Origin of the sequence: Rhodococcus sp. 077-4 (assembly GCF_047782425.1) — a bacterium.
Classification (GTDB): domain Bacteria; phylum Actinomycetota; class Actinomycetes; order Mycobacteriales; family Mycobacteriaceae; genus Rhodococcoides.
The window spans coordinates 997,215-1,022,681 of sequence record NZ_JAJPWC010000002.1; the positions used below are offsets into that span (position 1 = coordinate 997,215).

The window sequence follows — 25,467 nt, forward strand, 5'->3', positions numbered from 1 at the left end:
CAGTCTTCGATTATGTAATGGAAACTTTACTGTCGGACTGCATCGGCCCTGGACAGTCCCCGGTGGGGCCGCCACCCCGACGTACCGGTCGGTGCGATGGACGTACCCTGGAGGGGTGCAGAGAAGTGTTTTTCCGACCGTGGACGTGACCGAACGCGGAGTTTCCGATCCCGCGCCGCTCACCGACCCGTCGGCGATGAGTCCTCGCAGCTACGAAGTGCGCACGCACGGTTGCCAAATGAACGTTCACGACTCGGAGCGACTGTCCGGGTTGCTCGAAGAAGCCGGGTACGTACCGGCAGATTCCGGTACCGACGCCGATCTGGTGGTATTCAACACGTGTGCGGTGCGTGAGAATGCCGACAACAAGCTGTACGGCAACCTCGGCATGCTGCGGCCGGCGAAGACGCGTAACCCCAACATGCAGATCGCGGTCGGTGGTTGCCTGGCGCAGAAGGATCGCAGCACGGTCGTGGAGAGGGCACCGTGGGTGGACGTCGTGTTCGGCACCCACAACATCGGCTCGTTGCCGGTGCTGCTCGAGCGCGCGCGTCACAACGAACGAGCTCAGGTCGAGATCCTCGAATCGCTCGACGCATTTCCCTCCACCCTCCCCGCGAAGCGAGAATCTGCGTACGCGGGTTGGGTGTCGATCTCGGTGGGCTGCAACAACACCTGTACTTTCTGCATCGTTCCTGCTCTGCGCGGCAAGGAAATCGACCGTAGGCCGGACGACATCCTCGCCGAGGTACAGGCTTTGGTGGATCAGGGTGTACTCGAGGTGACCCTGCTCGGCCAGAACGTCAACGCATACGGTGCCTCGTTCGCCGACCCGAACATGCCTCGTGATCGCGGCGCGTTCGCCGCGCTGTTGACGGCCTGTGGCGCGATCGAGGGGCTCGAACGAGTGCGATTCACCTCACCGCACCCGGCCGAGTTCACCGACGACGTCATCGAAGCAATGGCATCGACGCCGAACATCTGCCCCACGTTGCACATGCCGCTGCAGTCCGGCTCGGACCGAATCCTCAAGGCGATGCGCAGGTCCTATCGGCAGAGCAAGTTCATGGGCATCATCGACAAAGTCCGCGAGGCCATGCCGCACGCGGCCGTCACCACCGACATCATCGTCGGCTTCCCCGGGGAGACCGAAGAAGATTTCGAGCAGACACTCGAGGTGGTACGACAAGCGAAGTTTGCCAACGCCTACACCTTCCAGTATTCCAAGCGCCCGGGAACACCCGCTGCGGAGATGCCCGACCAGGTGCCGAAAGAGGTTGTGCAAGAGCGGTATCTGCGTTTGATCGCGCTGCAGGAAGAGATCGTTCTCGCTGCCAACCAGGCGTTGATCGGCACCGAGGTCGAATTGTTGGTTGCCACCGGTGAAGGTCGCAAGAACGCCGCAACGCATCGGATGAGTGGGCGGGCCCGCGACGGCCGACTCGTGCACTTCGCCGTCGACGCCGATCGCGCGAGCGACATCCGCCCGGGCGACGTCGTCACGACCACACTGACCGCTGCCGCCCCGTATCACCTCATCGCCGACGCCGGAGTACTCACGCACCGGCGCACGGCAGCGGGAGACGCCCACGAGCTCGGAGTGATGCCGAAGACGGCTCCGATCGGCGTCGGCCTCGGACTTCCCTCGATCGGCGCTCCGGCGCCGCTTCCGGTTCAGACAGGATGCACCGCATGACAGAGCCAGACGGACCGCACCGCGTCACGCCCTCGCGATCCCCCGAGGAGCTGGAGCGAGCGGAGAGAGCGGTGATGACCGAGCTGGATCCGGGTGCGCGGGCCATGGTCGTGGCCGGTCTGGTGCTCGTCCTGTTGGTCACGTTCGCACTGCCGCACACCGGGTCTGCCTCCGGATTCGACGTGCTCTCGAGCAGCGACGCGGCCATCGCGGAATCGATTGCGCTGCCCTCACGCATCTTCGTGGTGCTGGTGTTGACCTTCGGTGTGGTGATGTCGGTGCTTGCGTTGGTCACCCGCATGTGGGCGTTGGCCTGGGCTGCACTGGCCGGATGCGCGGTATCCTCGGTGTTCGGGATGCTCTCGATCTGGTCGAGGCAGACCGTGCCGGACAACCTGCAGGGCGGTGGACCGGGAATCGGTCTCATCGTTGCGTGGGTTGCCGTGATGGCGTTGACGTTCCACTGGCTCAAGGCCGTGTGGAACAAGACCAACTCGCAGCTCGCAGCTCAGGAGCAGCGTCGTGTCGCTGCTGCCTCCGGCGAACAGAAGCTGCGCCTGTGGGACGGCCACTCGAACCCCTGAGGTTCGACAGTGGACGCCCCGGCCGTACGTGACGGCCGGGGCGTCACAACTCGTGTGTCACAGTTCGTCGACGGCACTTTCTGCCGCGTCGGCCCACTCGCGCCACTGCTGCGCCTGCGCCAGTGCACGCTCGGCATCCTTGGTCTTGCCTGCCGCCGTTGCCTTCGCTGCCTGATCCTCGAACTGAGCAACCCGCTCGCGGAACTGAGCAGCGCGGGCCACGGCCTCGGGGTCCGAACGACGCCACTGGGACTCCACTGCGTCGTGGACGGACTTCTCGATCGCCCGCAACTTGCCTTCGAGTTCCTGCATCTTCTCGCGCGGCACCTTGCCGATGGCATCCCACTTGTCCTGGAGATCGCGCAGCGCCGAACGGGCGGCATCGAGATCCTTGCTCGGATCGATGTGAGTCTTTGCCAGCAGTGCTTCCTTGGCCTCTGCGTTGGCATCGAACTCCGCGTCGCGCTCCGAGGCGGCGGCATTGCGGGCGGCGAAGAACACGTCCTGGGCGGCCTTGAAGTTCTTCCACAGTGCATCGTCTGCGTCGCGCGGGGCTCGTCCCGACGCCTTCCATTCCACGAGCAGATCGCGGAACGCAGCTGCGGTAGGACCCCAATCCGTGGACGAGGACAAGGCTTTGGCCCGCTCGACGAGCTCCTCCTTGCGGGTCTTGGCCGCTCCGCGCTCGCGATCGAGATCGGCGAAGTGTGCGCCCCGACGACGGTTGAAATTCTCCCGGGCCTTGGAGTACCGCTTCCACAGTGCGTCGTCGACTTTGCGGTCGACGCCACGAATCGTCTTCCACTCGTCCAGGATCTCCCGCAGCCGATCTCCGGCCTGCTTCCACTGGGTCGACTCACTGCCGATCTGCTCGGCCTCGACAGCGAGCGCTTCCTTGCGCGCCGTGTGCTCGGCGCGTTCGAGTTCCTTCTCGTGCTTGGCAACAGCCGCTGCAGCGTCCGAATGCTCGACCACCGCGTCGAGTCGCCGGGCGAGCAGATCCAGGTCGCCGATCACCGCGGCGGTCGGCAGGCTCTCGAGCAGCGCGGACGCGGCGGCCTTGGTCTTCTTGGCGTCGCCGGTACCCGACGTCAGGCGGGCCTCGAGCAGGCCGACCTCGGTGGCCAGATCGTCGTAGCGCCGTCCGAAGTGAGCGAGCCCCTCCGCGGCGTCCCCGGCCTGCCACGATCCGATCTGCCGTTCGCCGTCGGCGGTCGTCACCCACGCGGTGCCGTCGTCGTCGACTCTGCCGAACTTGCTGGGATCGCTTGCCGGTGCAACGGTCGGAATCACGGTGGGGACGTGCGAGGCCGTCGGGTGCGGCTTGGCACCCGCCGAAGCTCCGGGACGAGGAGAACCGGTACCGGCACCGCCTGGCTTGGGTCCGCCGCCGGGCTTGGGTCCACCGGGCTTGGGTCCGCCGCCGGGCTTCGGTCCGCCGGAGTCGGACGCACCGGGCTGCGAGACACCGGGGGTCTGGACGGGCGCATCCGAGGATGTGGCCTCGGGGGCGGTGGGGGTGCCGGCGTTCGGGTCGGTCATTGTTCCTCATCTCTGCCGCGCGTCACGGCTGCCTCAATCGCGATCTGGACACCATTGAACTAGGTGACGACCGATCGGACCATTGAAACAGCTCAGACGCCTCGAGGTGGACTCGTCGGGCCAACTCACGCCACCGACTACGTTGGTGTCCGTGTTTCGTGCCGCGGCCCTGGTGCCCTCCCCACCGTTGCTCGTCCCCGAACTGACGGGCGCGAGTGCGGCCGAGACGGCCGACCTTCGGTCCGCTGCCGTCAGCGCGACGACGTACTTGACCTCGGTGGTCGACCGGTGGCTCGCCGTCGGCGTCGATCGTGCCCAGGGGTCGTACGACGAGAAGACGATCGGAACGTTGCGCGGGTTCGGAGTCGATGTGTCGGTGAGTCTGTCCGGCGGACCCATGACCACAGCGCCGGATCCCGATCTGCCGCTGCCGGTACTGATCGCGGGCTGGTTGCGCGGAGTCGCTGCGCCGGCCGCGGCCGTCGAAGCTCGGACAGTTCCCGCCGACGCCGACGCGCGATGGTGTGCGGGTTTCGGCGCTGCGTTGCGCCGCGAGCTCGACGAATCGGCCGAGACCTGGGGCGTGTTGGTGCTGGCAGACGGTGCGAACACTCTGACCGCGAAGGCCCCAGGATCGTTCGACGAGCGGGCCGCAGGAGTTCAGCAACTCATCGACGATGCCCTGGCAACGGCCGATGTCGACGCTCTGGCGCGATTGGATTCCGACCTGTGTGCAGCGGTCGGCGCAGCGGGCAGGCCTGCGTGGCAGGTGCTGGCAGCGCTCGCCGGGACCGATGCGACGACAGCGACGGAGCTCTATCGCGGAGCACCATTCGGTGTCGGGTACTACGTGGGGACCTGGACTCGTGCCTGAAAGGACGGGCGATGCAGCCACCACTCCCATCGCTGTCATCGGGCCGACGGCCGCGGGGAAGTCCGATCTGGCCCTCGATCTGGCCGAGCAACTCTGCGGCGAAATCGTCAACATCGACGCGATGCAGCAGTACCGGGGGATGGACATCGGCACCGCGAAGCTGACCGTGTCGGAGCGACGTGGCATCCCGCATCATCAACTCGATGTGCTCGAGGTCACCGACATCGCGACGGTGGCGCGGTACCAAGCGGCGGCTGTCGCGGACGTCGAGAACATTCGATCGCGGGGATTGCGACCCGTCATCGTCGGCGGATCGATGATGTACGTGCAGTCGTTGCTCGACGAATGGGCCTTTCCGGCCACCGACCCTGCCGTCCGTGCGAAATGGGAAGCAGTTCTCGAGCGTGACGGAGTCGAGCAGATTCATCGATCGTTGACAGCAGCCGATCCCGAGGCCGCCGCATCGATCCTGCCCACCGACGGCCGCCGCATGGTTCGCGCACTAGAGGTGGTGGAGTTGACCGGGCAGCCGTTTGCGGCATCGGCCCCCAAGATCGGCGAACCTCGCTGGGGCACGGTCGTATTGGGCGTCGACAGGGACACTGCCGAACTGGACGAGCGAATCGCCGAGCGCACCCGTCTGATGTTCGAGACCGGACTGATCGACGAGGTGGAAGGACTGCTGAGCCTCGGACTGCGTGAGGGAGTGACGGCGTCCAGGGCCATCGGCTACGCGCAGGCGCTCGACGTGTTGGCGGGGGAATACGACATCGAGCATGCCCGCGAGCGCACGTTCATCGGCACCAGGCGCTACGTACGACGGCAGCGTTCCTGGTTCCGCCGAGACGACCGGGTGTGCTGGCTGGACGGCGCATCGCCGACGTTGACCTCGGACGCCCTGGCCGCCATCGACGCTCCGTAGCCGAACCGCCGTAGACTCGCGGCCATGGAATTCGCCAAAGGCCACGGAACTCAGAACGACTTCGTCGTACTGCCGGACCCGGCAGCCGAACTCGAACTCACCAGGTCGGCCGTTGCCGTTCTGTGCGACCGACGCCAGGGCATCGGAGCCGACGGCATTCTGCGTGTCGCCCGAGCCGGTGTCCTCAGGGATGCAGGCGTGTTGGATCGAATCCCGTCGGGCGTCGAACCCGAGGACTGGTTCATGGATTACCGCAACGGAGACGGCACCATCGCCGAAATGTGCGGTAACGGCGTCCGGGTGTTCGCGCACTACCTTCGCGTTCACGACCTCGAACACCGCGATCAGTTCGTGGTGGGCTCGCGGGCCGGTGCGCGGGCTGTGACCGTGCACTCCTTCGACGACACCGACGCCGACGTCACTGTCGCGATGGGGGACGTCACGTTGATGGGGTCGAGCGCGACGACCATCGCGGGCGGATCGTACGAGGGCGTCGGAATCGACGTCGGCAATCCTCACCTCGCGTGCGTCGACGGCGCGTTGACTCGGGCATCCCTCGGTGCCCTCGACTTTTCCGTGCCACCCACCCTGGACGCGGAGTTCTTCCCGCACGGTGCGAACGTCGAGCTCCTGACCAGGCTCGACGACGGAGCGGTCGAGATGCGCGTGTTCGAGCGTGGCGTCGGAGAAACTCGATCCTGTGGGACCGGCACCGTGGCTGCGGCTGCGGCCGCGCTCTCCTACGAGGGACTCGAGACCGGAGAGGTGAGCGTCGGTGTGCTCGGCGGTCGGGTGCGCGTGGCCATCGACCATGTCGGCGCGACCCTGCGCGGACCGTCGGTGCTACTGGCCCGCGGTGAGATCGACGATCGATGGTTCGAGGCGCAGTCCTGACCCGTCGCGGCACGCGCGCACCGAAACCCGCGTGCATACGCTGGGGTTTTCGTGGATCATGGGGGATGTATGACGAACTCACATGAAACATCCCCTGCAGGCGAACCGGTGGACGACAGTCGCGACGATGTCGACGGCGCTTCCGACACTGCATCCGCCTGGACTCGCGAAGAGTCGGACGCGTGGTCCAGGCGCCTGGCGCGCTCCCCGCTCAACGACGAGAACTCCCCGTCCTCGGGCGACATGCAGCTCGAAGAACGTACCGCGCTGCGTCGAGTCGCCGGACTGTCCACCGAACTCACCGACGTCACCGAAGTCGAGTACCGACAGCTGCGGCTCGAACGCGTCGTGCTGGTCGGAGTGTGGACCACCGGCACGGCCGCGCAGGCCGAGTCCAGCATGACCGAATTGGCCGCACTGGCCGAGACGGCAGGCTCCGAGGTACTCGAAGCGCTGATGCAGCGGCGCGACAAGCCCGACGCTGCGACGTACATCGGTTCCGGTAAAGCCAAAGAGGTACGCGACATCGTGCTGGCGACCGGCGCCGACACGGTGATCTGCGACGGTGAACTGACCCCTGCTCAGCTCAACGCTCTGGAGAAGGTCGTCAAGGTCAAGGTCATCGACCGCACGGCTTTGATCCTCGATATCTTCGCTCAGCACGCCACGTCGCGAGAAGGCAAGGCGCAGGTCGCTTTCGCGCAGATGGAGTACATGTTGCCCAGGCTTCGCGGCTGGGGCGAATCGATGTCGCGTCAGGCCGGTGGCCGTGCAGGCAGCAACGGCGGCGTGGGCCTGCGCGGACCGGGTGAGACGAAGATCGAGACCGATCGACGACGCATCCGCGAGCGCATGGCCAAGCTGCGCCGTGAGATCAAGGGCATGAAGCAGGCCCGCGATACCAAACGTGAACAGCGACTGAGCGGTACGGTTCCGTCCATCGCGATCGTCGGATACACGAACGCCGGCAAGTCGAGCTTGCTGAACGCGTTGACGGGATCCGGCGTACTGGTGCAGAACGCGTTGTTCGCCACCCTCGATCCCACCACACGCAAGTCGACTCTCGAAGACGGCCGCGAAATCGTACTGACCGACACCGTCGGCTTCGTTCGGCACCTACCGACTCAGTTGGTCGAGGCGTTCCGCTCCACGCTGGAGGAAGTCACCGACGCAGATCTGCTGCTGCACGTGGTCGACGGATCGGATCCACTCCCGATCGACCAGATCACGGCAGTTCGTGAGGTGATCACCGAGGTGGTTCGCGAGCAGGATGCGAAGATGCCGCCGGAGTTGTTGGTGGTCAACAAGATCGACGCCGCCGATCCCGTACAGCTGACTCAGCTTCGCGGACTGCTCGACGGTGCACGGTTCGTTTCGGCCAAGACCGGCGAGGGAATCGACGCCTTGCGCGATCACCTGGCCGAGATCCTCTCCGAACCGGACGTGTTGGTCGATGTGCTGGTGCCGTACACGCGTGGCGATCTGGTCGCGCGCATCCACACCGACGGACGAATCGTGCAGTCCACCCACGAAGAGGACGGCACACGCGTCGAAGCCCGTGTGCCGCAGTCGCTTGCGGCGGCGCTCGTCGAGTTCACCGCGACCGTCCCCAGCGCCTGACCTCGGTGGTGCGGCAACCGGTGGTGTGCCGTGCTGCCGCGGGGGCAGTGGCCATGACGATCGCGTTCTCGGGAACCGCCTTCGCGGCCCCGGTCGAGGCCGAAACATACTGTCGGCCAACAGATCCCGATCTGACCGAGCTGTCGGGGCTGGCGTCGATCGAGGGCACCCTGTACGCGATAGGTGATAGCGGGACCGATCATCGCGTCGCGGCCCTCGATGCCGATTGCGCGGTCGAACGGTGGATCGACGTACCCGTCGACCCGTACGACGTCGAGGACCTGACGTCGTACGGGGGCTCGCTCTGGTTGGCGGACACAGGCGACAACGAGTTGCGACGTGACACAGTGGCATTGACACGAATGGATCCGAAAACCGGTGCGGGTGAACTGCATCGACTCACCTACCCGGACGGTGCGCACGACGCCGAGACGCTACTGATCGAGCCGGGCGGTCGTCCCGTCGTCGTCACCAAGGAACTGTCGGGCGTCAGCGGGGTGTACGTGCCGGCAGGCGACGAATCCGTCTCCGATCTGAGCAGTCCGGGTCCGACGCCGCTCCGCAAGGTGGGAGAGCTGGCGTTCACCGCTACCGGGACTGTCGGTGGGCCGCCGTTCGTGGTCGGATCGATTCTGGCGACCGGGGGAGCGGTCAGCCCAGACGGCTCCGTCGCGGCAGTGCGCTCCTACACCGACGTCTATCTGTTTCGTCCGACCGACGGCGACATCGCGTCCGCATTGATCGACGCGACAGCCCCTCGTGCCGTGCTGCCACTGCCCGATCAGCCGCAGGGTGAGGCGGTGGCCTTCACCGCCGATGGATCTCTGCTCATCGCATCGGAGGCCGGCTTCGGGCCGAATGCGGGGACGCTTCCCGCTGTTCTGCGTATTCCCGACGCGGCGGCGCGGGACGTCTCGACACCCACACCTACGGCGGAAGAACAGAATTCGCCGGTCGTCGCCGATGAGCAGTCCTCGCAAACGCCGGCAGCGACGGACTCGGAATGGATACTCCGAGCGGCCGTCGCTGCTGGTGTGGTGCTGATCGCCGGAGCGGTGGGATTCACCGTCCGGCGATCGATGCGCTCTCGTTAGGCGTTGCAGGAGTGGAGCCTGCGGAACGACCTATGCGTCGCAGGAGTGGAGCCTGCGGAACGACTTAAGCGTCCAAGTCGGCTGCGACGAGTGCGACCACCTTGTCGAGTGCTGCTTGGTCGTCGCTGCTGACGGTGACTTCGGTGCCCTTGGTTGCACCGAGGGTCATGATCATCAGGGCCGATCCTGCATCGACCGGCTCCGAGTCGGCCACTGCGAGGGTGACGTCCACGCCGGCTTCGGCGACGGCGTCGGCGATCAGTGCTGCGGGGCGGGCATGCAGACCGATCGAGGATCCGACGGCGACTGTGGTGCTGGGCATGTGCTGCTCCTTCGTAGTGGGGTTGTTGCGATCGTAGCGAGTGTCAGACGGTGGCGAGTGCGGGATCGAGTTCGGCGTCCGACGGGGCGTTCTTGCCCTTGATGAACTGCTTGGCCGAGACCACCAGGAATGCCGAGACGATGGTGCCCACTGCCAGCGAGACGATGAACCACAGGATGTTTCCGATGGCGAAGAATACGAAGATGCCGCCGTGCGGTGCGCTGAGAGTGACGTTGAACGCCATGATCATCGCGCCGGTGACGGCGCCGCCTGCCATCATCGAGGGGATGACGCGGAACGGGTCGGCTGCGGCGAACGGGATTGCGCCCTCGGAGATGAATGCAGCGCCCAGGAACCATGCGGCCTTACCGTTTTCGCGCTCGGCCTCGGTGAACAGGCGTGAGCGAACGGTAGAGGCGAGTGCCATGGCGAGCGGCGGAACCATTCCGGCTGCCATGACCGCTGCCATGATGCGCAGTGATGCGGTGTCGGTGACCGACAGGCCTGCGGTGGCGAATGCGTAGGCGGCCTTGTTGACCGGTCCGCCGAGGTCGAAGCACATCATCAGACCGAGAATGATGCCGAGGATGATGACCGACGATCCGCTGAGGCCGTTGAGCCAGTCCGTGAGGCCGCTGGTGATCGCGGCGAGTGGCTTGCCGAGCAGCAGGAACATGATGGCACCGACGATGAGTGTGGCGAACAGCGGGATGATGACGACCGGCATGAGGCCGCGAAGTACTGCGGGGATCTTCCACTTGCTGATCCACAGTGCGACGAAGCCGGCGATCAGACCACCGACGAGGCCGCCGATGAAGCCTGCGCCCACCAGAACGGCTACCGCGCCTGCGGTGAAACCTGGTGCCAGGCCTGGCCTGTCGGCAATGGCGTAGGAGATGTAGCCGGCCAGCGCGGGCACCAGGAAGCCGAACGACAGTGCGCCGATTTGGAACAGGACGGCACCGAGGTAGGCGGCCAGTCCGCCGTCGGGTAGCGATGTGAGCGAGTTGTCCAGAACGATGTCTGCCGCGACGTCCTTGATTTCGTACCCGCCGAGCAGGAAGCCGAGGGCGATCAGCAAACCACCGGCAGCGACGAACGGGATCATGTAGCTGACGCCGGTCAGCAGGATCTGGCGGATGCGGGTGCCCCATCCGAGCTCGCCGGCCGAGTCGTTCGAGCCGGCAGCCACTGCCGTGCCGCCGACGCGGGCCGCGTCCGGGTTCAGCGCTGCGCGAAGCGCTTCGGTGAGCATGACGTCGGGCTCGTTGATGGCGCGCTTGACGCCCGAGGAGACGACGGGCTTGCCTGCGAAACGCTCGCGGCCCTTGACGCCCACATCGGTGGCGAAGATGACCGCTTCGGCTCCGGCGATGATCGCGGGATCCAGCGGCGTACTGCCGCTCGAGCCCTGGGTCTCGACGTGAACGGTGACTCCGGCGCGCTCACCGGCCGCGACGAGAGAGTCGGCAGCCATGTAGGTGTGCGCAATTCCGGTGGGGCAGGCGGTGACTGCGACGATGTGCTTCGGGGCAGTGGCCTGCGTCGGGGTCTCGACAGCACTGTGCTTTGCAGTATCGACCGCTGCAGCGGCAGGCGCGGCGGGCTTCGCGGCGGGATTGATGACGCCGTCGACGAGCGAGACGATTTCGGCTGCCGAGGACGCGTTGCGCAGCGAGGTGACGAACTCAGGCTTGACCAGGGCGCGCGCCAGGCTCGAGAGCAGCTTCATGTGCGCCGAACCGGCACCGGCCGGTGCCGCGATGAGGAACACCAGATCGGCAGGACCGTCGGGGGCACCGAAATCCACCTTGGGGCTCAGCCGGGCGAACCCGAGCGAGGCCGAGGTGACCGCTTCGGAGCGACAGTGCGGGATGGCGATGCCGCCGGGCAGGCCGGTTGCCGACTGCGCTTCGCGGGCCAGAGCGGCATCGCGCAACGCGTCGGTCTCCGTCGCGCGACCCGCGGAGGCCAGAACGCCGGCGAGGCGTTCGATGACGGCTTCCTTGGATTCGCCCAGATCGGCGTCGAGGACGATCAGATCCTCGGCGATGATCTGCTGATCTTCGGTGGGGGTGGACATTGCAGACTCCTAGAGACGGTGTGCGGGTGTGGAGAGCGTGGACTGGGTGACGGTCGTGGGGATGTCGAGCGCACGGACCGTCACCGAATTCGGGTGGGTCTGCTCGGGCAGGGGAAGCGTGGTGCCTGGCAGTGCGGTTGCTGCCGTTCCGTAGGCGACGGCGCGGCGAAGTTTGTCTGCGTCGGAACAGTTCTCGGCATCGGCGAGGATGTAGCCGGCCAGCGAGGAATCGCCTGCGCCGACCGTGCTGACGGCAGTGATCGGAGGCGGGCTGGCGTACCAGGAACCGTCCTGGGTGACCAGAACCGCTCCGGCACTGCCCAAAGTGGCCAGTACCGCGCCGACGCCTCGGCCGAGAAGGATTGCGCCGGCAGCGATGACGGCCGTCGGATCTCCCTGTGCCGCCGCGCTTTCCAGCTCCTCGGAATCGTACCCGGTGAGTTGGGCGAGCTCCTCGGAATTGGGTTTGATCAGATCCGGTGCCGACGCCGGAAATGCTGCCGCGAGAGCGAGCAGAGGCTCGTCGGACGTATCCACGGCAACCTTCGCCGACGTGGCGCGCAGCGCGATGACGAGTTCGGCATACCAGTCGACGGGCAGACCGGGCGGAAGCGAACCCGACAGAACGACCCATTCTGCATCGACCGCGAGAGCGAGGATTCGCTCTCGCAACTCGGCCCGGGTCTGCTCCGAGACCGTCGCGCCGGGCTCGTTGATCTTGGTGGTGGTGCCACCGATCTCGCTGACCGTGATGTTGGTTCGCGCCAGGCCCGACGTCGGAACTGCCGAGAAGCGAACGCCTTTCGCGGCCAACGCGTCGAGCAGGGGGTCTCCGGTATCGGCCGGGAGCACGGCCAGGGCCTCGACTCCTGATCCGCCCAGCACGCGAGCGACGTTGACGCCTTTACCGCCCGGGTCGGTGGCCGACGTCGATGCCCGGTGTACGCCGCCACGGACGAGCGGCGTGTCGAGTGTGACCGTGCGGTCCATGCTCGGGTTGGCCGTAAGTGTGACCATCATGCGATCACCACCTCGATTCCTTTGTCGCTGAGTTTCTTTCGGTCAATGGTCGAAATGTCGCTGTCGGTGACGATGACGTCGATGGATCCCACGCGGGCGAAGCTGACCAGGTGCTCGCGGCCGATCTTCGACGAATCTGCCAGCACCACCACATGGTTGGCTGCCTCGACCATGGCACGTTTGACTGCTGCCTCGTCGCTGTCGGGGGTGGACAGTCCGTGCCCGACGCTGATGGCGTTGGTGCCGATGAACGCGACGTCCACGCGGAGCCATTCGAGGGCGCGCAGTGCTTCGTCGCCGACGGCCGCCTGGGTGGTTCCGCGTACACGTCCGCCCAGCAGGCGAAGGCCGACGCTCGGCATGGTGGCGGCGCGAGCGGCGATCGGGACCGAGTTGGTCACCAACGTCAGCTCGCGATCGTGGGGTAGCAGCCCGGCCAGCCTGCCCGTGGTGGTGCCTGCATCGAACACTGCGCTACCCCCGACCGGCGGGAGGAAGGACAGTGCTGCCGCTGCGATCGCGTCCTTCTGATCGGCTCGCGTGAACTCTCGTTCCGAGACGCCGGGCTCGAGTGTGGTCAGCGCAGAAGCGGGTACAGCTCCACCGTGCACGCGGCGCACGACTCCCATGCGATCGAGAGTGGCGAGATCGCGGCGCACGGTTTCCGTGGTGACGCCGTACGTGGCGGACAGATCGTTGACGGAGACGCGGCCGTGGGTGCTGATCAGCTCGGCGATGGCGTGCTGTCGTTCTTCTGCGTACACCTGCGTCTCCTTTCCTGTTGATGTTGCTTTATGTTGTTTTACGCCCGTGTGTGTTGACATGTCAAGGGTTTGGAGTAATCTCGGTCACAACACGAGTGAGCGATCGGCTCGACCACAGCTCGCCGAACAGATGCGATGACCTTTGTTCACGCAGTATCCGAGGAGGACCACATGACGGGATCGGTTAGCACCGCTTCGACCGGACACACCGACACGAGAGTCGATGCGGACGGGACCGGAGCAGCGCAGACGACACTGCGCGGCACGCCCGTCGTGCCCGGTGTCGGATACGGTCCCGTCATCCGTCCCGGTGCCCGTCCCTCCATTCCCGCCGATACCGGCGAGGTGCCGGAGGCCGATCGGGAGTCCGAGAAGGCTGTGTTCGACGCCGCGGCGAACGCCGTCGCCACTCGATTGCGCGGTCGTGCGGAGCTGGCGACGGGAGCTGCTTCGGAGGTTCTGTCGGCCAATGCCGCGATGGCAACCGACCGCGGATGGCTCGGTGCTGCTCGCTCCTCGATCGCCAAAGGCAGTTCTGCCGTCACCGCAACCGCTGCGGCGACGGAGAAGTTCGCTGCCATGTTCACCCAGCTCGGTGGCCTGATGGCCGAGCGAGTGACCGATCTGCGTGACATCCGCGATCGCGTCATCGCCGAGATTCTCGGTGTTCCGGAGCCGGGGGTTCCCGTACCGGCCGAACCGTCGATCCTCTTCGCCGACGACCTTGCGCCCGCCGACACCGCGGGCCTCGACCCCACCTTGATCGTCGGACTGGCGACCTCGCTCGGAGGTCCGACCAGCCACACCGCGATCATCGCCCGCCAGCTCGGCATTCCGTGCATCGTTGCCGTGGCCGGCCTCGACGACATCGCCGCAGGTACCTACGCATCTGTCGACGGAACCAGCGGCCGCATCGACCTCGAACCCGACGCCGACTCGGCCCGCGCTGCGGTGGTTTCCGCCCGCGACGAACTCGACCGGGTGTCCCAGTGGGTCGGCCCCGGCAGGACTGCCGACGGCCACGCGGTCGACATCCTCGCCAACGTCCAGGACGGGGCAGGTGCCCGCGCGGCGCGCTCGAGTGCAGCCGACGGCGTCGGGCTCTTTCGCACCGAGCTGTGCTTCCTGGACCGTGACTCCGAACCGACCGTGGACGAGCAGGCCGAGATCTACGCCCAGGTGCTCGACGCGTTCGCGGGCAAGAAAGTCGTGGTGCGCACCCTCGACGCAGGTTCGGACAAGCCTCTGCGGTTCGCCACTCATCCCGACGAGGCCAACCCGGCGCTCGGCATCCGCGGTATCCGCATCGCGGAGGCCGACAGAGGGATTCTCTATCGGCAACTCGACGGCATCGCCGCCGCCGCGAAAGCAACCGATTCCTCCCCGTGGGTGATGGCACCGATGATCGCAACCGCGCAGGAGGCGAAGGACTTCGCCGCCGACGTGCGCGAGCGTGGGCTCACCCCCGGCGTCATGATCGAGATCCCCGCCGCCGCACTGCTTGCGGAACACATCCTCGAGCACGTGGACTTCCTGTCCATCGGCACCAACGATCTGGCGCAGTACACGATGGCCGCCGACCGCATGTCGGCTCAACTCGCGGGACTCACCGACCCGTGGCAGCCGGCCGTGCTGGCATTGGTGGCGCACACCGCGGCCGCGGGAGCCAAGGCCGGAAAGCCCGTCGGGGTCTGCGGCGAGGCCGCGGCCGATCCTCTGCTGGCCTGCGTGCTGGTCGGACTCGGCATCACCTCGCTCTCGGCGGCCTCGGCAGCCGTCGCACACGTGGGCTCCAAGTTGGCCACGGTCACACTCGATCAGTGCAAGGCAGCGGCCGCCGCTGCCCTGAAAACGGACAGCACAGCAGCCGCTCGTGAGGCAGTGAGCGCGATTCTGGGATGACCCCCTAGTCTTTGTCGATCATGAGAAATCTGGGTTGGACGCTGCACGGAAACGGTAAGACCGTCGAGGCCGGGGCGGTGGTCTCGCCGGACGAACGGCTCACGTGGCCACGCACCATCGGTATCGGAATGCAGCACGTCGTCGCGATGTTCGGTGCCACACTGCTGGTTCCGACGATCACCGGGTTCCCGGTATCGACCACGCTGTTGTTCTCGGGTATCGGAACAGCGTTGTTCCTGCTCATCACCAGGGGGCGCATTCCCAGCTACCTGGGTTCGTCCTTCGCTTTCCTCGCCCCGCTCGGTGCCACCGCAGCCGACGGCCCCGCCGCGCAACTCGGTGCTGTTCTCTGCGTCGGTGTCGTGCTGGCGCTCATCGGCCTCGTCGTGAAGTTCGCCGGCCAACGGGTGCTCGACGCGGCAATGCCGCCCGTGGTGACCGGAGCCGTCGTCGTGCTGATCGGGCTGAACCTGGCACCGGCCGCTACCACGTCGTTCGAGGCGCAGCCGCTCGTCGCCGCGGTCACCCTGGTCGCGATTCTGCTGGCCACGGCCGTCGGGCCAGGGCTGGTGGGCCGACTGGGAATCCTGCTCGGTGTCGTCGTGGGCTGGGTGTTCGCCGCAGTCACCGGGGGAATCGCGCAACCGCGTCTCGACGCCCTGAGCGCGGCGAGCTGGATCGGTCTGCCCGAGTTCCGTGGCCCGTCCTTCGAGCTGTCGGTGATCCTGGTGGCGCTGCCGGTGGTGATCGTCCTCGTCGCCGAGAACGTGGGGCACGTCAAGGCCGTCGCCGCGATGACCGGGAAGAACTTGGATGACGTGGCCGGGGACGCTCTGATCGCCGACGGGTTGGCGACCACACTGGCCGGAGCCGGTGGTGGCTCCGGAACCACCACCTACGCGGAGAACATCGGCGTCATGGCAGCCACGCGTGTCTACTCGACCGCCGCGTACTGGGTCGCGTCGATCACCGCGATTGTGCTCGCGTTCTCGCCCAAGTTCGGTGCCCTCATCTTCACGGTTCCCGACGGCGTCATCGGGGGAGCGACTCTCGTTCTGTACGGGCTCATCGGACTGCTCGGCGTGCGCATCTGGACCGATGCGAAGGTCGACTTCACCGATCCGGTCAACCTCACCGTGGTCGCTGCGGCGCTCGTCGCCGGGATCGGGGATTTGACGTTGTCGATCGGATCGGTCGAACTCGGCGGTATCGCCTGGGGCTCCGTCGGAATTCTCCTCGGCTACCCGATCGTCTCGGCGCTCGCGAGAACTGCGGGCAACCGGGGCCGCTAGTGGGTCACGGATCGCGCGCGTTTTGGTCATCGACCGGCTCGACACCGCGGACGTAGTGTTGCCTACGTGACGTCAGTCGTGCCGACGACCGTGATCCGCTTGGAGTTTCACCTGGTCGACGTCGGTATGCACCGAGCAAGGAGACATTCGTGGAACGCACACTTTTCGAGCCCGAGCACGAGCTGTTCCGGGAGTCGTACCGGAAATTTCTCGACCAGCACGTAGCACCGAACCACGCCAAGTGGGAAGAGCAGAACATCGTCGACCGCGGCGTCTGGGTCGAGGCCGGTAAGCAGGGCTTCCTCGGAACGGCAGCACCCGAGGAGTTCGGCGGCGGCGGAGTCAAGGACTTCCGCTACAACGCCATCGTCACCGAGGAAACCACCCGCGGTGGGTACAGCGGCATCGGCTTCACACTGCACAACGACGTCGTCGCGCCGTATCTGATCGAGCTGGCGAACGACGAGCAGAAGCAGCGCTGGCTGCCCGGATTCTGTTCCGGTGAGCTGATCACCGCAATCGCCATGACCGAACCCGGCACGGGCAGCGACCTGCAGGGCATCAAGACCAAGGCCGTCCGCGACGGCGACGACTGGGTGCTCAACGGCTCGAAGACCTTCATCACCAACGGAATCAACGCAGATCTGATCATTGTCGTGGCCTGCACCGACCCGGAGAAGGGCGCACAGGGCTTCAGCCTGCTGGTCGTCGAACGCGACATGCCCGGATTCGAACGCGGTCGCAACCTCGACAAGATCGGCATGAAGGCACAGGACACCGCCGAACTCAGCTTCACCGACGTTCGCGTGCCCGCCGCCAACCTCCTCGGCGAAGAAGGCATGGGGTTCATCTACCTCATGCAGAATCTGCCCCAGGAACGCCTGTCGATCGCCGTCGTCGCGGCAGCCGCGATGGAGTCGGCGCTGGAGATGACGATTCAGTACTGCCGCGATCGCAAGGCTTTCGGAAAGTCGATCGGCAAGTTCCAGAACACCCGATTCGTGTTGGCGGAGTTGGCAACCGAGACCACCGCCACCCGCATCATGGTGGACAAGTTCATCGAACTGCTCAATGCAGGGACGTTGTCCGTCCAGGAAGCCGCGATGGCGAAGTGGTGGACCACCGAGAATCAGGTCAAGCTGATCGACCGGTGCCTGCAGCTGCACGGCGGTTACGGCTACATGAAGGAATACCCGATCGCCAAGGCCTACATGGACTCTCGCGTCCAAACCATCTACGGCGGGACCACCGAGATCATGAAGGAGATCATCGGCCGCGGATTGAATCTGTGATCCGCTGATCCGATGCACGCGAAGGGCCGCAGCACATGTGCTGCGGCCCTTCTCGTGTCACTACGGTGACGATCCCTACAGCTTGCGCATCACGGTGACGACTTTGCCGAGGATTGCGGCGTTGTTGCCTGGAATCGGCTCGAACAGGGGATTGTGCGGCAGCAGCCACACTTCACCCTTGGACCGCTTGAACGTCTTGACGGTGGCCTCGCCGTCGATCATCGCAGCCACGATGTCGCCGTTGTCGGCCACGGACTGCTGGCGAACCACCACCCAGTCGCCGTCGCAGATGGCCGCCTCGATCATCGACTCGCCGACGACCTTGAGCAGGAAGAGCGAACCCTGCCCCACCAATTCGCGTGGGAGCGGGAACACGTCCTCGACGGCCTCTTCGGCAAGAATGGGACCGCCTGCGGCGATACGTCCCAGAACGGGCACGAACGTCGGGGTCGGCAGGCGATCCTGTTCGTCGGACGCCGCGGAACCGTCTACGGCGGCGGCAGCCTGATCGGCCTGCACCTCGTCCAGCCCACGCACGTCGACGGCGCGGGGGCGGTTGGCGTCCCGGCGCAGGAACCCCTTGCGTTCGAGGGTGCGAAGTTGATGAGCAACCGACGAGGTCGACGTCAGACCGACCGCATCGCCGATCTCACGAATGCTCGGCGGGTAGCCGCGCTCGGTGACCGAGGCGCGAATGACCTCGAGCACCTTGCGCTGCCGCTCGGTCAGACCCGCACTGATATCGGTTCCGACCTCCATGGCCTTGGATGTCGGCTCTGCGGCCGGCTTTCCTGCGGCGGCCTTGGTAGCGGTGGCCTTGGCGCCGGTCGTCTTGGGACCCGTGGTTCGCGTGGTCGACCTCGTCGAGGTCTCGTCCTTCATGCTGTCGGCCTCCTGCTGAAGTTCTGGATCCGGTCTGCGTGGTCGGTCTGCGCGGACTGGAGTTGATGGTGTCGACTCGTGTGGCGTGTGGTTTCTGACACGAATCTAGCGTGTATCAGCTGTTGAATCAAACATCTGTTCGACTCGTGTCGCGTTTTCTACAGACTTTGTCGGAGGCTCGTGATAGAACTTCGAACAAGCGTCCATCGAACGCCTGATCGAACAATCGATCCAACGAGTGAAGACGAGGTTCCGATGACCATCATCACCGATCGCCCCACCGCCACCGCCGTCCGTTCACGGTCCACCGTCGTCGAGCGCCGCCGCCGGGCGCGTCCGGCGGTGCACGGCGTCGCCGCGCCGTCCGGCCCGTGCCTGCCCGTCCTGGACCCGTCGTGGACGGATGTCACCGATCGTGAGCAGGCCGATCTCGAGTTCGACCGGACTTCTGCGCACTTCGCGGGTCAGCCGGTTCGCATGCGATCGCTGGTGCTGTCGATGTTGGCGGTCCTGGTCGTCGCAGGGGGACTGATCGGCATCGCGAACCTGCGGGCCACTGCAGCCGAGTCGGGCGCGCAGCCGGCCGGTGTGGTCGAAGTACACGACGGAGCAGTCGTCGAGTATGCGCCCGGCAGATGACCACCGGCCCCCTCGCGTCCGGGAAGACTGAGTATCCTCGACTGACTGCCCCGATGCGCGTGCTCGTCGTCGGAGCGTTGGATACGACGGAGGCTTCCTCATGCATTGCCCGTTCTGCAGGCATCCCGACTCACGCGTGGTCGACTCGCGTGAGATGGACGAGGGGCAGGCAATACGGCGTCGTCGCTCCTGCCCGGAGTGCGGTCGTCGATTCACCACCGTCGAGGCTGCAGTGCTGGCCGTCGTGAAGCGTAGCGGCGTGACCGAGCCGTTCAGCCGCGACAAGGTCGTCAAGGGTGTTCGACGCGCCTGCCAGGGCAGAGATGTCGACAACGACGCTTTGAACCTCTTGGCTCAACAGGTCGAAGACACCATTCGCGCCGCCGGTTCCGCAGAGATCCCCAGCAACGAGGTGGGTTTGGCGATTCTCGGGCCCCTTCGCGATCTCGACGAGGTGGCCTACCTGCGCTTCGCCTCCGTCTATCGCTCGTTCAGCTCGGCCGAGGACTTCGAGAAGGAAATCCACGAACTTCGCAAGCATCGAGAGTCCGCCGACGTCGACTGACGGCAGCACGGGTCAACGAGACTGATCCGAGATCGCTTTCTCGATGCGCTTCTCCGAGACCGGATACGCCGTGCGAATCCCTTGGGCGAACAGTCCGACTCGCAACTCCTCGATCATCCAGAACAGTTCCTGCACCCCGGAACTGTTCTTTCTGCTCTCCGGGAGCGAATCCAACAGCCGCCCGTACGAGGCGTAGACGCGATCGAGTACGTCCATCGCCGCGGCGTCGCGGCCCGCACTGCTCGGCAGCGTCGCGAGCCGTTTGGTTGCCGCAGCGAGATACCGCGGAAGGTCCGCCAACCGGCGAGAACCGAACTCGGTGACGAACCCGCGAAAGATCAACCCGTCGAGCTGTTCTCGAACATCGTCGGCCGGCTCCCCGGAGGAGGCTTGAAGTTGCGCAGACAACGCCAGCGCAGCGGTCAGTACCGGGCGAACCAGGGCGAGCACCGCGGCGGTCCGTCGAGGAACCTCGGCGTTGACCTCGGTCCTGAGCTTGTCGAAAGCCTCCGGATCGCGAACCGGCCCACCGTGCGCATCCATTGCCTCCTCGACCGCCAGAACCCGGCATTCCTCGAGCAGTGCATCGACTCCGCCGTACGGATTCTGGCTCAGCGCAAGACGTTCCGCCGTCGGTAGGCCGGCCAGCAGGGCTTTGGTTCCCTTCGGAGCCGTCGACAGCAACAGTGCTCTGGTTCCCGAACGCATCGCAGCTCGTTGCTGGGCGGGCGTGCTGAGAACTCGCACCGCTACGCCCGGTCCCTCGGGTACCAATGCCGGGTAGCCGGTGACCTTCTGTCCACCGACCTCTCTGGTGACCGTCGATTCCAACCGACCCAATGTGCCCGAGGTCCAGGCCAGCGATGGTGCGCGCTCCGCATCGCCGACCGCGTTCGCGACCTGACGGCCGACCTCGCCGGACAGGCCCGTGCGAAGAGCAGTCAGATCCTTGTTGCTGCCCAACACCTTTCCCGACGGGTCGAGCGCCGCGAACGTCATCTTCAGATGCTCGGGCAGCGCCGCGGTGTCGAAATCCTTGGCCGTGATGTGGCATTGCGCAGCCCGGGAGAGTTCGCGTGCCAAAGCCGTGACCAGAGTTTCCGCACGCGGCTTCATCACCGCCAGTGCGGCGGCCGCGAAGTCGGGGGCCGGAACGACGTGGCGACGCAACGCTTTCGGCAGCGTCTTGATCAATGCGGTCACCAACTCACCACGCATCCCCGGGACCAGCCAGTCGAATCCGACCGGTTGTACCTGGGCGAGCAGAGCGATCGGAATTCGTGCGGTGACTCCGTCGGCCGCCGTACCCGGCTCGAACTGGTACGTCAGCGGGAACTGGATCTCACCCTGTCGCCATGCATCGGGATACGCGCCGGTGAGGACGGAGGCCGCGTCGGAGTTGACGACGGTGGCGGTGGTGAAATCCAACAGGTGTGGATCCTGCCTGCGGGCCTTCTTCCACCAGGTGTCGAAGTGCCGCGCCGACACCGCTTCCGGGGCGATCCGGTCGTCGTAGAAGTCGAAGAGCGCGTCGTCGTCGACCACGATGTCTCGACGTCGGGCGCGATGCTCGAGTTCACCGACGTCGTCGAGCAGTGCGCGGTTCTTGTGGAAGAACGCGTGCTGGGTCTTCCATTCACCCTCCACCAGAGCGTGTCTGATGAACAGCTCCCGCGATGCCTCCGCGTCGATGCGGTGATAGTTCACCGGGCGTTGCGTCACCAACGGAATGCCGTAGAGCGTCACCCGTTCGTAGGCCATCGCCGATTCGCGCTTGATGGACCAGTGCGGCTCCGAGTACGTCCGCTTGACCAGGTGTGGTGCGAGCCGCTCGGCCCACTCCGGTTCGATGCGAGCGGCCATGCGGCCCCACAGCCGTCCGGTCTCGACCAGTTCGGCGGCCATGACCCAGCGTGGGGGCTTCTTGAACAGACCGGATCCGGGGAAGATCGCGAAGTGCGCTCCACGCGCGCCGAGGAATTCGCGCTTGTCGCCTTCTCTGAGCCCGACGTGCGAGAGCAGCCCGGACAGCAGCGACTGATGCAGAGCGGTCTCGGTGGAGTCCGCGTCGGGCACCGTCCACCCGAGTCCACGGGTGATCTGACGTAATTGGCCGTGCAGATCCTGCCACTCGCGGATACGCAGGTAGTGCAGGAACTCGGTGCGGCACATGCGTCGGAACTGGTTGGACGACAACTCGTCACGTTGCTCCCGCAGGTACGTCCACAGCTTCACGTACGCCAGGAAATCGGAGTTCTCCACCGCAAAACGGGCATGTTTCTCGTCGGCCGCCTGCTGATGTTCGGCCGGCCGCTCCCGCACGTCCTGAATGGACAGGGCGGCGACGACCACCAACGCGTCGCGAAGAGATCCGTTGCCGTTGGCCTCGACCAGCATTCGCGCCATCCGGGGATCGACCGGCAGGGCCGAGAGTTCCCGGCCGACGGGGGTGAGCTCTGCAGTGCCGTCCTTGGTGGCAGGCTTCAGCGCTCCGAGTTCCTCGAGCAATCCGATTCCGTCTCGAATGCTGCGCGGATCCGGCGGTTCGACGAACGGGAACGCGTCGATCTTGCCGAGTCCGAGAGCGGTCATCTGCAGGATCACCGAGGCCAGGTTGGTCCGCAGAATCTCGGGCTCGGTGAACTGCGGACGCGACTCGAAATCCTCTTCCGAATACAAGCGGATGCAGATACCGTCGGCGACGCGGCCGCATCGTCCTGCTCGCTGCCGCGCCGACGCCTGGGAGATCGGCTCGATCGGGAGTCGTTGTACCTTGGTGCGCAACGAATATCGCGAAATTCGCGCGGTGCCAGGATCGACGACATAGCGGATACCGGGGACTGTCAGCGACGTTTCCGCGACGTTGGTCGAGAGCACGACGCGCCGGCCCGAGTGCGGTGAGAACACTCGATGCTGTTCGGCCGCAGAAAGTCTCGCGTAGAGCGGAACGATCTCGGTGTTGCGCAGATTCCGATCGTTCAAGGCGTCGGCAGTGTCGCGGATCTCGCGTTCACCGGACAGGAACACCAGTATGTCGCCGTCGCCCTCGGCCATCAACTCGTCGACGGCCTGGCAGGTGGCGTCGACGGGATCGAGATCGATCGTCGTGTCTCCGGCGTCGACGGTCAGTGGGCGGTACCGCATTTCGACCGGGAACGTGCGGCCGGAGACCTCGATGATCGGTGCGGGTACGCCGTCGCGCGCGAAGTGCTGTGCAAACCGTTCCGGGTCGATCGTCGCCGAGGTGATGATGATCTTCAGATCCGGTCGCCGGGGGAGGAGCTGCGCCAGGTAACCCAGGATGAAGTCGATGTTGAGGCTACGTTCGTGGGCCTCGTCGATGATCAGGGTGTCGTATTGCCGAAGCAGTCTGTCTCGCTGGATCTCCGCCAACAAGATGCCGTCGGTCATCAATTTCACGAGGGTCGAGTCCGAGGACTGATCGGTGAATCGCACCTTGTAGCCGATGGACTCTCCGAGAGGCTCGCCCACCTCTTCGGCAATGCGCTCGGCCACGGTGCGGGCGGCGAGACGGCGCGGTTGGGTATGGCCGATCGATCCTCTGATCCCGCGACCGAGCGCGAGGCAGATCTTGGGAATCTGCGTGGTCTTGCCGGAGCCGGTCTCGCCGGCGACGATCACCACCTGATGCTCGGCGATGGCAGCGGCGATGTCGTCCTTGCGAAGGCTGACCGGAAGCGACTCGGGGAATTCGAGGGTGGGCACCGCGGCCCGGCGATTGGAGACCACGGTCTCGGCACGGGCTACATCACGTTCGAGGGCAGCGAACGCGTCGTCGGTGCGGGCCTTGTCCAGGCGTCGACGCAACCGATTCTCGTCGCGGATGGTGACCTGTGCCAGGCGTGTGGCGAGAGCTCGACGCTGACCGGACGGATTCGAGGTAGACATACTTCGTCCAGGATATCCGTTGCGGCGGGGCCGTCCGAACCGCCGACCGTCGCAGCGGCTCCACTACTGTGTACCGCATGTCTTCTGCGACCGGAACCACACCTTCTTCCGCGCTCTGGCACGGCTTCGCCGACATGGGTGCCGTCACTGCCAGCGGCCCTTTCGTCGTCTCTCGCGGTGAGGGTGCCTACATCTACGACCAGGCGGGTACCGAGTACCTCGACGCCACTGCGGGCCTGTGGTTCACCAACGTCGGCCACGGCCGTCGCGAGATCGCGGACGCCGTTGCGACGCAGCTGAGCTCGATCGCCCACTACTCGAACTTCGGCGACTTCGTACCCGAGACCACGCTCGCTCTCGCCGATCGTCTCGCCGCCATCGCCCCGGTACCGGGCAGCAAGATCTTCTTCACCTCGGGTGGTTCGGACTCCATCGACACCGCCGCGAAGCTGGCACGGCGCTACTGGGTGGAGATGGGTCGACCGAGCAAGACGCTGATCGTCGGTCGTCAAAAGGCGTATCACGGCATGCATGTTGCGGGCACCGCGCTCGCCGGCATTCCGGTGAACAAGGAGCACTACGGCGAGCTCATGTCCGACGCCAGAACAGTGGCGTGGGACGACGCGAAGTCGCTGCTCGCGCTCATCGAGGAGGTCGGTGCCGAGAACGTGGCCGCATTCTTCTGTGAGCCCGTGATCGGTGCGGGCGGTATCTACCTGCCGCCGGAGGGGTACCTGCGTGAGGTGCGGCAGATCTGCCGCGACAACGACGTGTTGTTCGTGGCAGACGAGGTGGTCACCGGGTTCGGCCGGATAGGCGGTAGCTGGTTCGCCTCGACTCGGTTCGAGCTCGAACCAGATCTGATGACGACCGCCAAGGGTCTGACGTCCGGATACGTGCCGATGGGTGCGGTGTTCATCGCGCCGAAGATCGCCGAACCGTTCTTCGCGGGCGGGGTGTGGTGGCGACACGGGTACACCTACGGCGGGCATGCCGGTGCGGCAGCAGCAGCCATGGCCAACCTCGACATCATCGAGCGCGAAGAGTTGCTGACGCACTCCAAGCGCATCGAAGCGGCGCTGCACACCCATCTCGCGCCGCTGGCCGCACACGAGCGTGTCTCGGAGATCCGCAGCGGGATCGGTGCGGTTGCCGCCGTTCAGCTCGCCGATCCCACCGAGGCGTTGCCGTTCGTCAAAACGCTTCGCGCTCATGGGGTTTCCGGCCGCGCCGCAGGTCAGGGTGCAATGCAGATCTCGCCCGCATTCGTCATGACGGACGCAGAGATCGAGGAACTGGTCTCGCGGATCCTCAGCGCGCTCGGCTGAACCGGAGCCTGCCGAGCAGCTGCTTGCCCCGTGAGAGCGGGGGAGCAGCTGCCGGTATCGGATCTTCGGAAACCGCCGCGAAGCGCCGATGCAGTTGATCACGTACTTCCTCGGGAGCGTAGGCACGGCGCTTGCGCTCCGAGCGAACCACCAACGCCCCGGTGGCCGCGACGCCCACCATGCCGGCGAGACCGAGAGCCTTCCATACGTTCATGCGGCAACCGTACCGTCACGGGGTGTGGG

General features: G+C 65.8%; 21 protein-coding genes. 13 read left to right on the plus strand and 8 right to left on the minus strand.

Features of this window, described 5'->3' with window-relative positions; translation table 11 throughout:
* The first annotated feature begins 196 nt into the window (after positions 1 to 196).
* On the plus strand, positions 197 to 1,696 hold the full coding sequence (gene miaB, locus ACNEOT_RS13970; RefSeq protein ID WP_415975168.1) for a tRNA (N6-isopentenyl adenosine(37)-C2)-methylthiotransferase MiaB: 1,500 nt from the start codon (positions 197 to 199) through the stop codon (positions 1,694 to 1,696).
* Complete coding sequence (locus ACNEOT_RS13975) at positions 1,693 to 2,280, plus strand: hypothetical protein (protein WP_415974608.1); 588 nt, start codon at positions 1,693 to 1,695, stop codon at positions 2,278 to 2,280. The genes miaB and ACNEOT_RS13975 overlap by 4 nt, the downstream gene beginning before the upstream one ends.
* A gap of 57 nt (positions 2,281 to 2,337) precedes the next feature.
* Here ACNEOT_RS13975 and ACNEOT_RS13980 read toward each other — a convergent pair whose 3' ends face one another.
* Positions 2,338 to 3,822, minus strand: a complete 1,485-nt coding sequence (locus tag ACNEOT_RS13980) for a DUF349 domain-containing protein (RefSeq protein WP_415974609.1) — start codon at positions 3,820 to 3,822, stop codon at positions 2,338 to 2,340.
* A 151-nt stretch (positions 3,823 to 3,973) separates the two neighbouring features.
* On the opposite strand from ACNEOT_RS13980, the gene ACNEOT_RS13985 reads away from it, so the two are divergent.
* The 5 genes from ACNEOT_RS13985 to ACNEOT_RS14005 all read left to right on the plus strand — a co-directional run bounded on the left by ACNEOT_RS13985 (position 3,974) and on the right by ACNEOT_RS14005 (position 9,226).
* Positions 3,974 to 4,696, plus strand: coding sequence for a class III extradiol dioxygenase subunit B-like domain-containing protein (locus tag ACNEOT_RS13985; protein ID WP_415974610.1), 723 nt, complete (start codon positions 3,974 to 3,976; stop codon positions 4,694 to 4,696).
* Positions 4,689 to 5,618: a tRNA (adenosine(37)-N6)-dimethylallyltransferase MiaA gene (miaA, locus tag ACNEOT_RS13990; RefSeq protein ID WP_415974611.1), complete on the plus strand. Its 930-nt coding sequence runs from the start codon at positions 4,689 to 4,691 to the stop codon at positions 5,616 to 5,618. The genes ACNEOT_RS13985 and miaA overlap by 8 nt, the downstream gene beginning before the upstream one ends.
* Before the next feature lie 24 nt (positions 5,619 to 5,642).
* Positions 5,643 to 6,512: a diaminopimelate epimerase gene (gene dapF / locus ACNEOT_RS13995; RefSeq protein WP_415974612.1), complete on the plus strand. Its 870-nt coding sequence runs from the start codon at positions 5,643 to 5,645 to the stop codon at positions 6,510 to 6,512.
* Positions 6,513 to 6,581: 69 nt separating this feature from the next.
* Complete coding sequence (gene hflX / locus ACNEOT_RS14000; RefSeq protein WP_415974613.1) at positions 6,582 to 8,132, plus strand: GTPase HflX; 1,551 nt, start codon at positions 6,582 to 6,584, stop codon at positions 8,130 to 8,132.
* A 53-nt stretch (positions 8,133 to 8,185) separates the two neighbouring features.
* A complete protein-coding gene (locus tag ACNEOT_RS14005; protein ID WP_415974614.1) occupies positions 8,186 to 9,226 on the plus strand; it encodes a hypothetical protein in 1,041 nt (346 codons plus the stop codon).
* Positions 9,227 to 9,290: 64 nt separating this feature from the next.
* Here ACNEOT_RS14005 and ACNEOT_RS14010 read toward each other — a convergent pair whose 3' ends face one another.
* Genes ACNEOT_RS14010 through ACNEOT_RS14025 form a run of 4 tightly spaced genes read right to left on the minus strand, consistent with a single transcriptional unit; the run spans position 9,291 to position 13,415 of the window.
* Positions 9,291 to 9,548 (minus strand): HPr family phosphocarrier protein, encoded by a 258-nt coding sequence (locus tag ACNEOT_RS14010; RefSeq protein ID WP_415974615.1) that lies wholly within the window; start codon positions 9,546 to 9,548, stop codon positions 9,291 to 9,293.
* Between the two features lie 43 nt (positions 9,549 to 9,591).
* Positions 9,592 to 11,631 (minus strand): fructose-specific PTS transporter subunit EIIC, encoded by a 2,040-nt coding sequence (locus tag ACNEOT_RS14015; RefSeq protein WP_415974616.1) that lies wholly within the window; start codon positions 11,629 to 11,631, stop codon positions 9,592 to 9,594.
* Positions 11,632 to 11,640: 9 nt separating this feature from the next.
* Positions 11,641 to 12,651 (minus strand): 1-phosphofructokinase family hexose kinase, encoded by a 1,011-nt coding sequence (locus tag ACNEOT_RS14020; RefSeq protein ID WP_415974617.1) that lies wholly within the window; start codon positions 12,649 to 12,651, stop codon positions 11,641 to 11,643.
* A complete protein-coding gene (locus tag ACNEOT_RS14025) occupies positions 12,648 to 13,415 on the minus strand; it encodes a DeoR/GlpR family DNA-binding transcription regulator (RefSeq protein WP_415974618.1) in 768 nt (255 codons plus the stop codon). Before ACNEOT_RS14025 ends, ACNEOT_RS14020 begins: the two co-directional genes overlap by 4 nt.
* A 171-nt stretch (positions 13,416 to 13,586) precedes the next feature.
* Between ACNEOT_RS14025 and ptsP the strand changes: the two genes are divergently transcribed.
* The 3 genes from ptsP to ACNEOT_RS14040 all read left to right on the plus strand — a co-directional run bounded on the left by ptsP (position 13,587) and on the right by ACNEOT_RS14040 (position 17,901).
* Entirely contained in the window at positions 13,587 to 15,317 is a 1,731-nt protein-coding gene (gene ptsP / locus ACNEOT_RS14030) for a phosphoenolpyruvate--protein phosphotransferase (protein ID WP_415974619.1), read from the plus strand.
* A gap of 20 nt (positions 15,318 to 15,337) precedes the next feature.
* Positions 15,338 to 16,609, plus strand: a complete 1,272-nt coding sequence (locus tag ACNEOT_RS14035; RefSeq protein WP_415974620.1) for a uracil-xanthine permease family protein — start codon at positions 15,338 to 15,340, stop codon at positions 16,607 to 16,609.
* A gap of 149 nt (positions 16,610 to 16,758) precedes the next feature.
* Positions 16,759 to 17,901 carry an acyl-CoA dehydrogenase family protein gene (locus ACNEOT_RS14040; RefSeq protein ID WP_415974621.1) on the plus strand — a complete coding sequence of 381 codons (1,143 nt, stop codon included), beginning with the start codon at positions 16,759 to 16,761 and terminating at the stop codon, positions 17,899 to 17,901.
* 75 nt (positions 17,902 to 17,976) lie between these two features.
* Here the strand turns inward: ACNEOT_RS14040 and lexA are convergent, their stop codons facing one another.
* On the minus strand, positions 17,977 to 18,660 hold the full coding sequence (gene lexA, locus ACNEOT_RS14045) for a transcriptional repressor LexA (protein ID WP_415975169.1): 684 nt from the start codon (positions 18,658 to 18,660) through the stop codon (positions 17,977 to 17,979).
* 378 nt (positions 18,661 to 19,038) lie between these two features.
* Between lexA and ACNEOT_RS14050 the strand changes: the two genes are divergently transcribed.
* Complete coding sequence (locus tag ACNEOT_RS14050; RefSeq protein ID WP_415974622.1) at positions 19,039 to 19,422, plus strand: hypothetical protein; 384 nt, start codon at positions 19,039 to 19,041, stop codon at positions 19,420 to 19,422.
* A 100-nt stretch (positions 19,423 to 19,522) separates the two neighbouring features.
* Positions 19,523 to 19,987 (plus strand): transcriptional regulator NrdR, encoded by a 465-nt coding sequence (nrdR, locus tag ACNEOT_RS14055; RefSeq protein ID WP_415974623.1) that lies wholly within the window; start codon positions 19,523 to 19,525, stop codon positions 19,985 to 19,987.
* A gap of 12 nt (positions 19,988 to 19,999) precedes the next feature.
* On the opposite strand, the gene hrpA is transcribed toward nrdR, so the two are convergent.
* Entirely contained in the window at positions 20,000 to 23,896 is a 3,897-nt protein-coding gene (gene hrpA / locus ACNEOT_RS14060; RefSeq protein ID WP_415974624.1) for an ATP-dependent RNA helicase HrpA, read from the minus strand.
* A 77-nt stretch (positions 23,897 to 23,973) separates the two neighbouring features.
* Between hrpA and ACNEOT_RS14065 the strand changes: the two genes are divergently transcribed.
* Positions 23,974 to 25,224: an aspartate aminotransferase family protein gene (locus ACNEOT_RS14065; protein WP_415974625.1), complete on the plus strand. Its 1,251-nt coding sequence runs from the start codon at positions 23,974 to 23,976 to the stop codon at positions 25,222 to 25,224.
* On the opposite strand, the gene ACNEOT_RS14070 is transcribed toward ACNEOT_RS14065, so the two are convergent.
* On the minus strand, positions 25,208 to 25,438 hold the full coding sequence (locus ACNEOT_RS14070; RefSeq protein ID WP_415974626.1) for a hypothetical protein: 231 nt from the start codon (positions 25,436 to 25,438) through the stop codon (positions 25,208 to 25,210). The genes ACNEOT_RS14065 and ACNEOT_RS14070 overlap by 17 nt on opposite strands.
* Positions 25,439 to 25,467 lie beyond the last annotated feature (29 nt).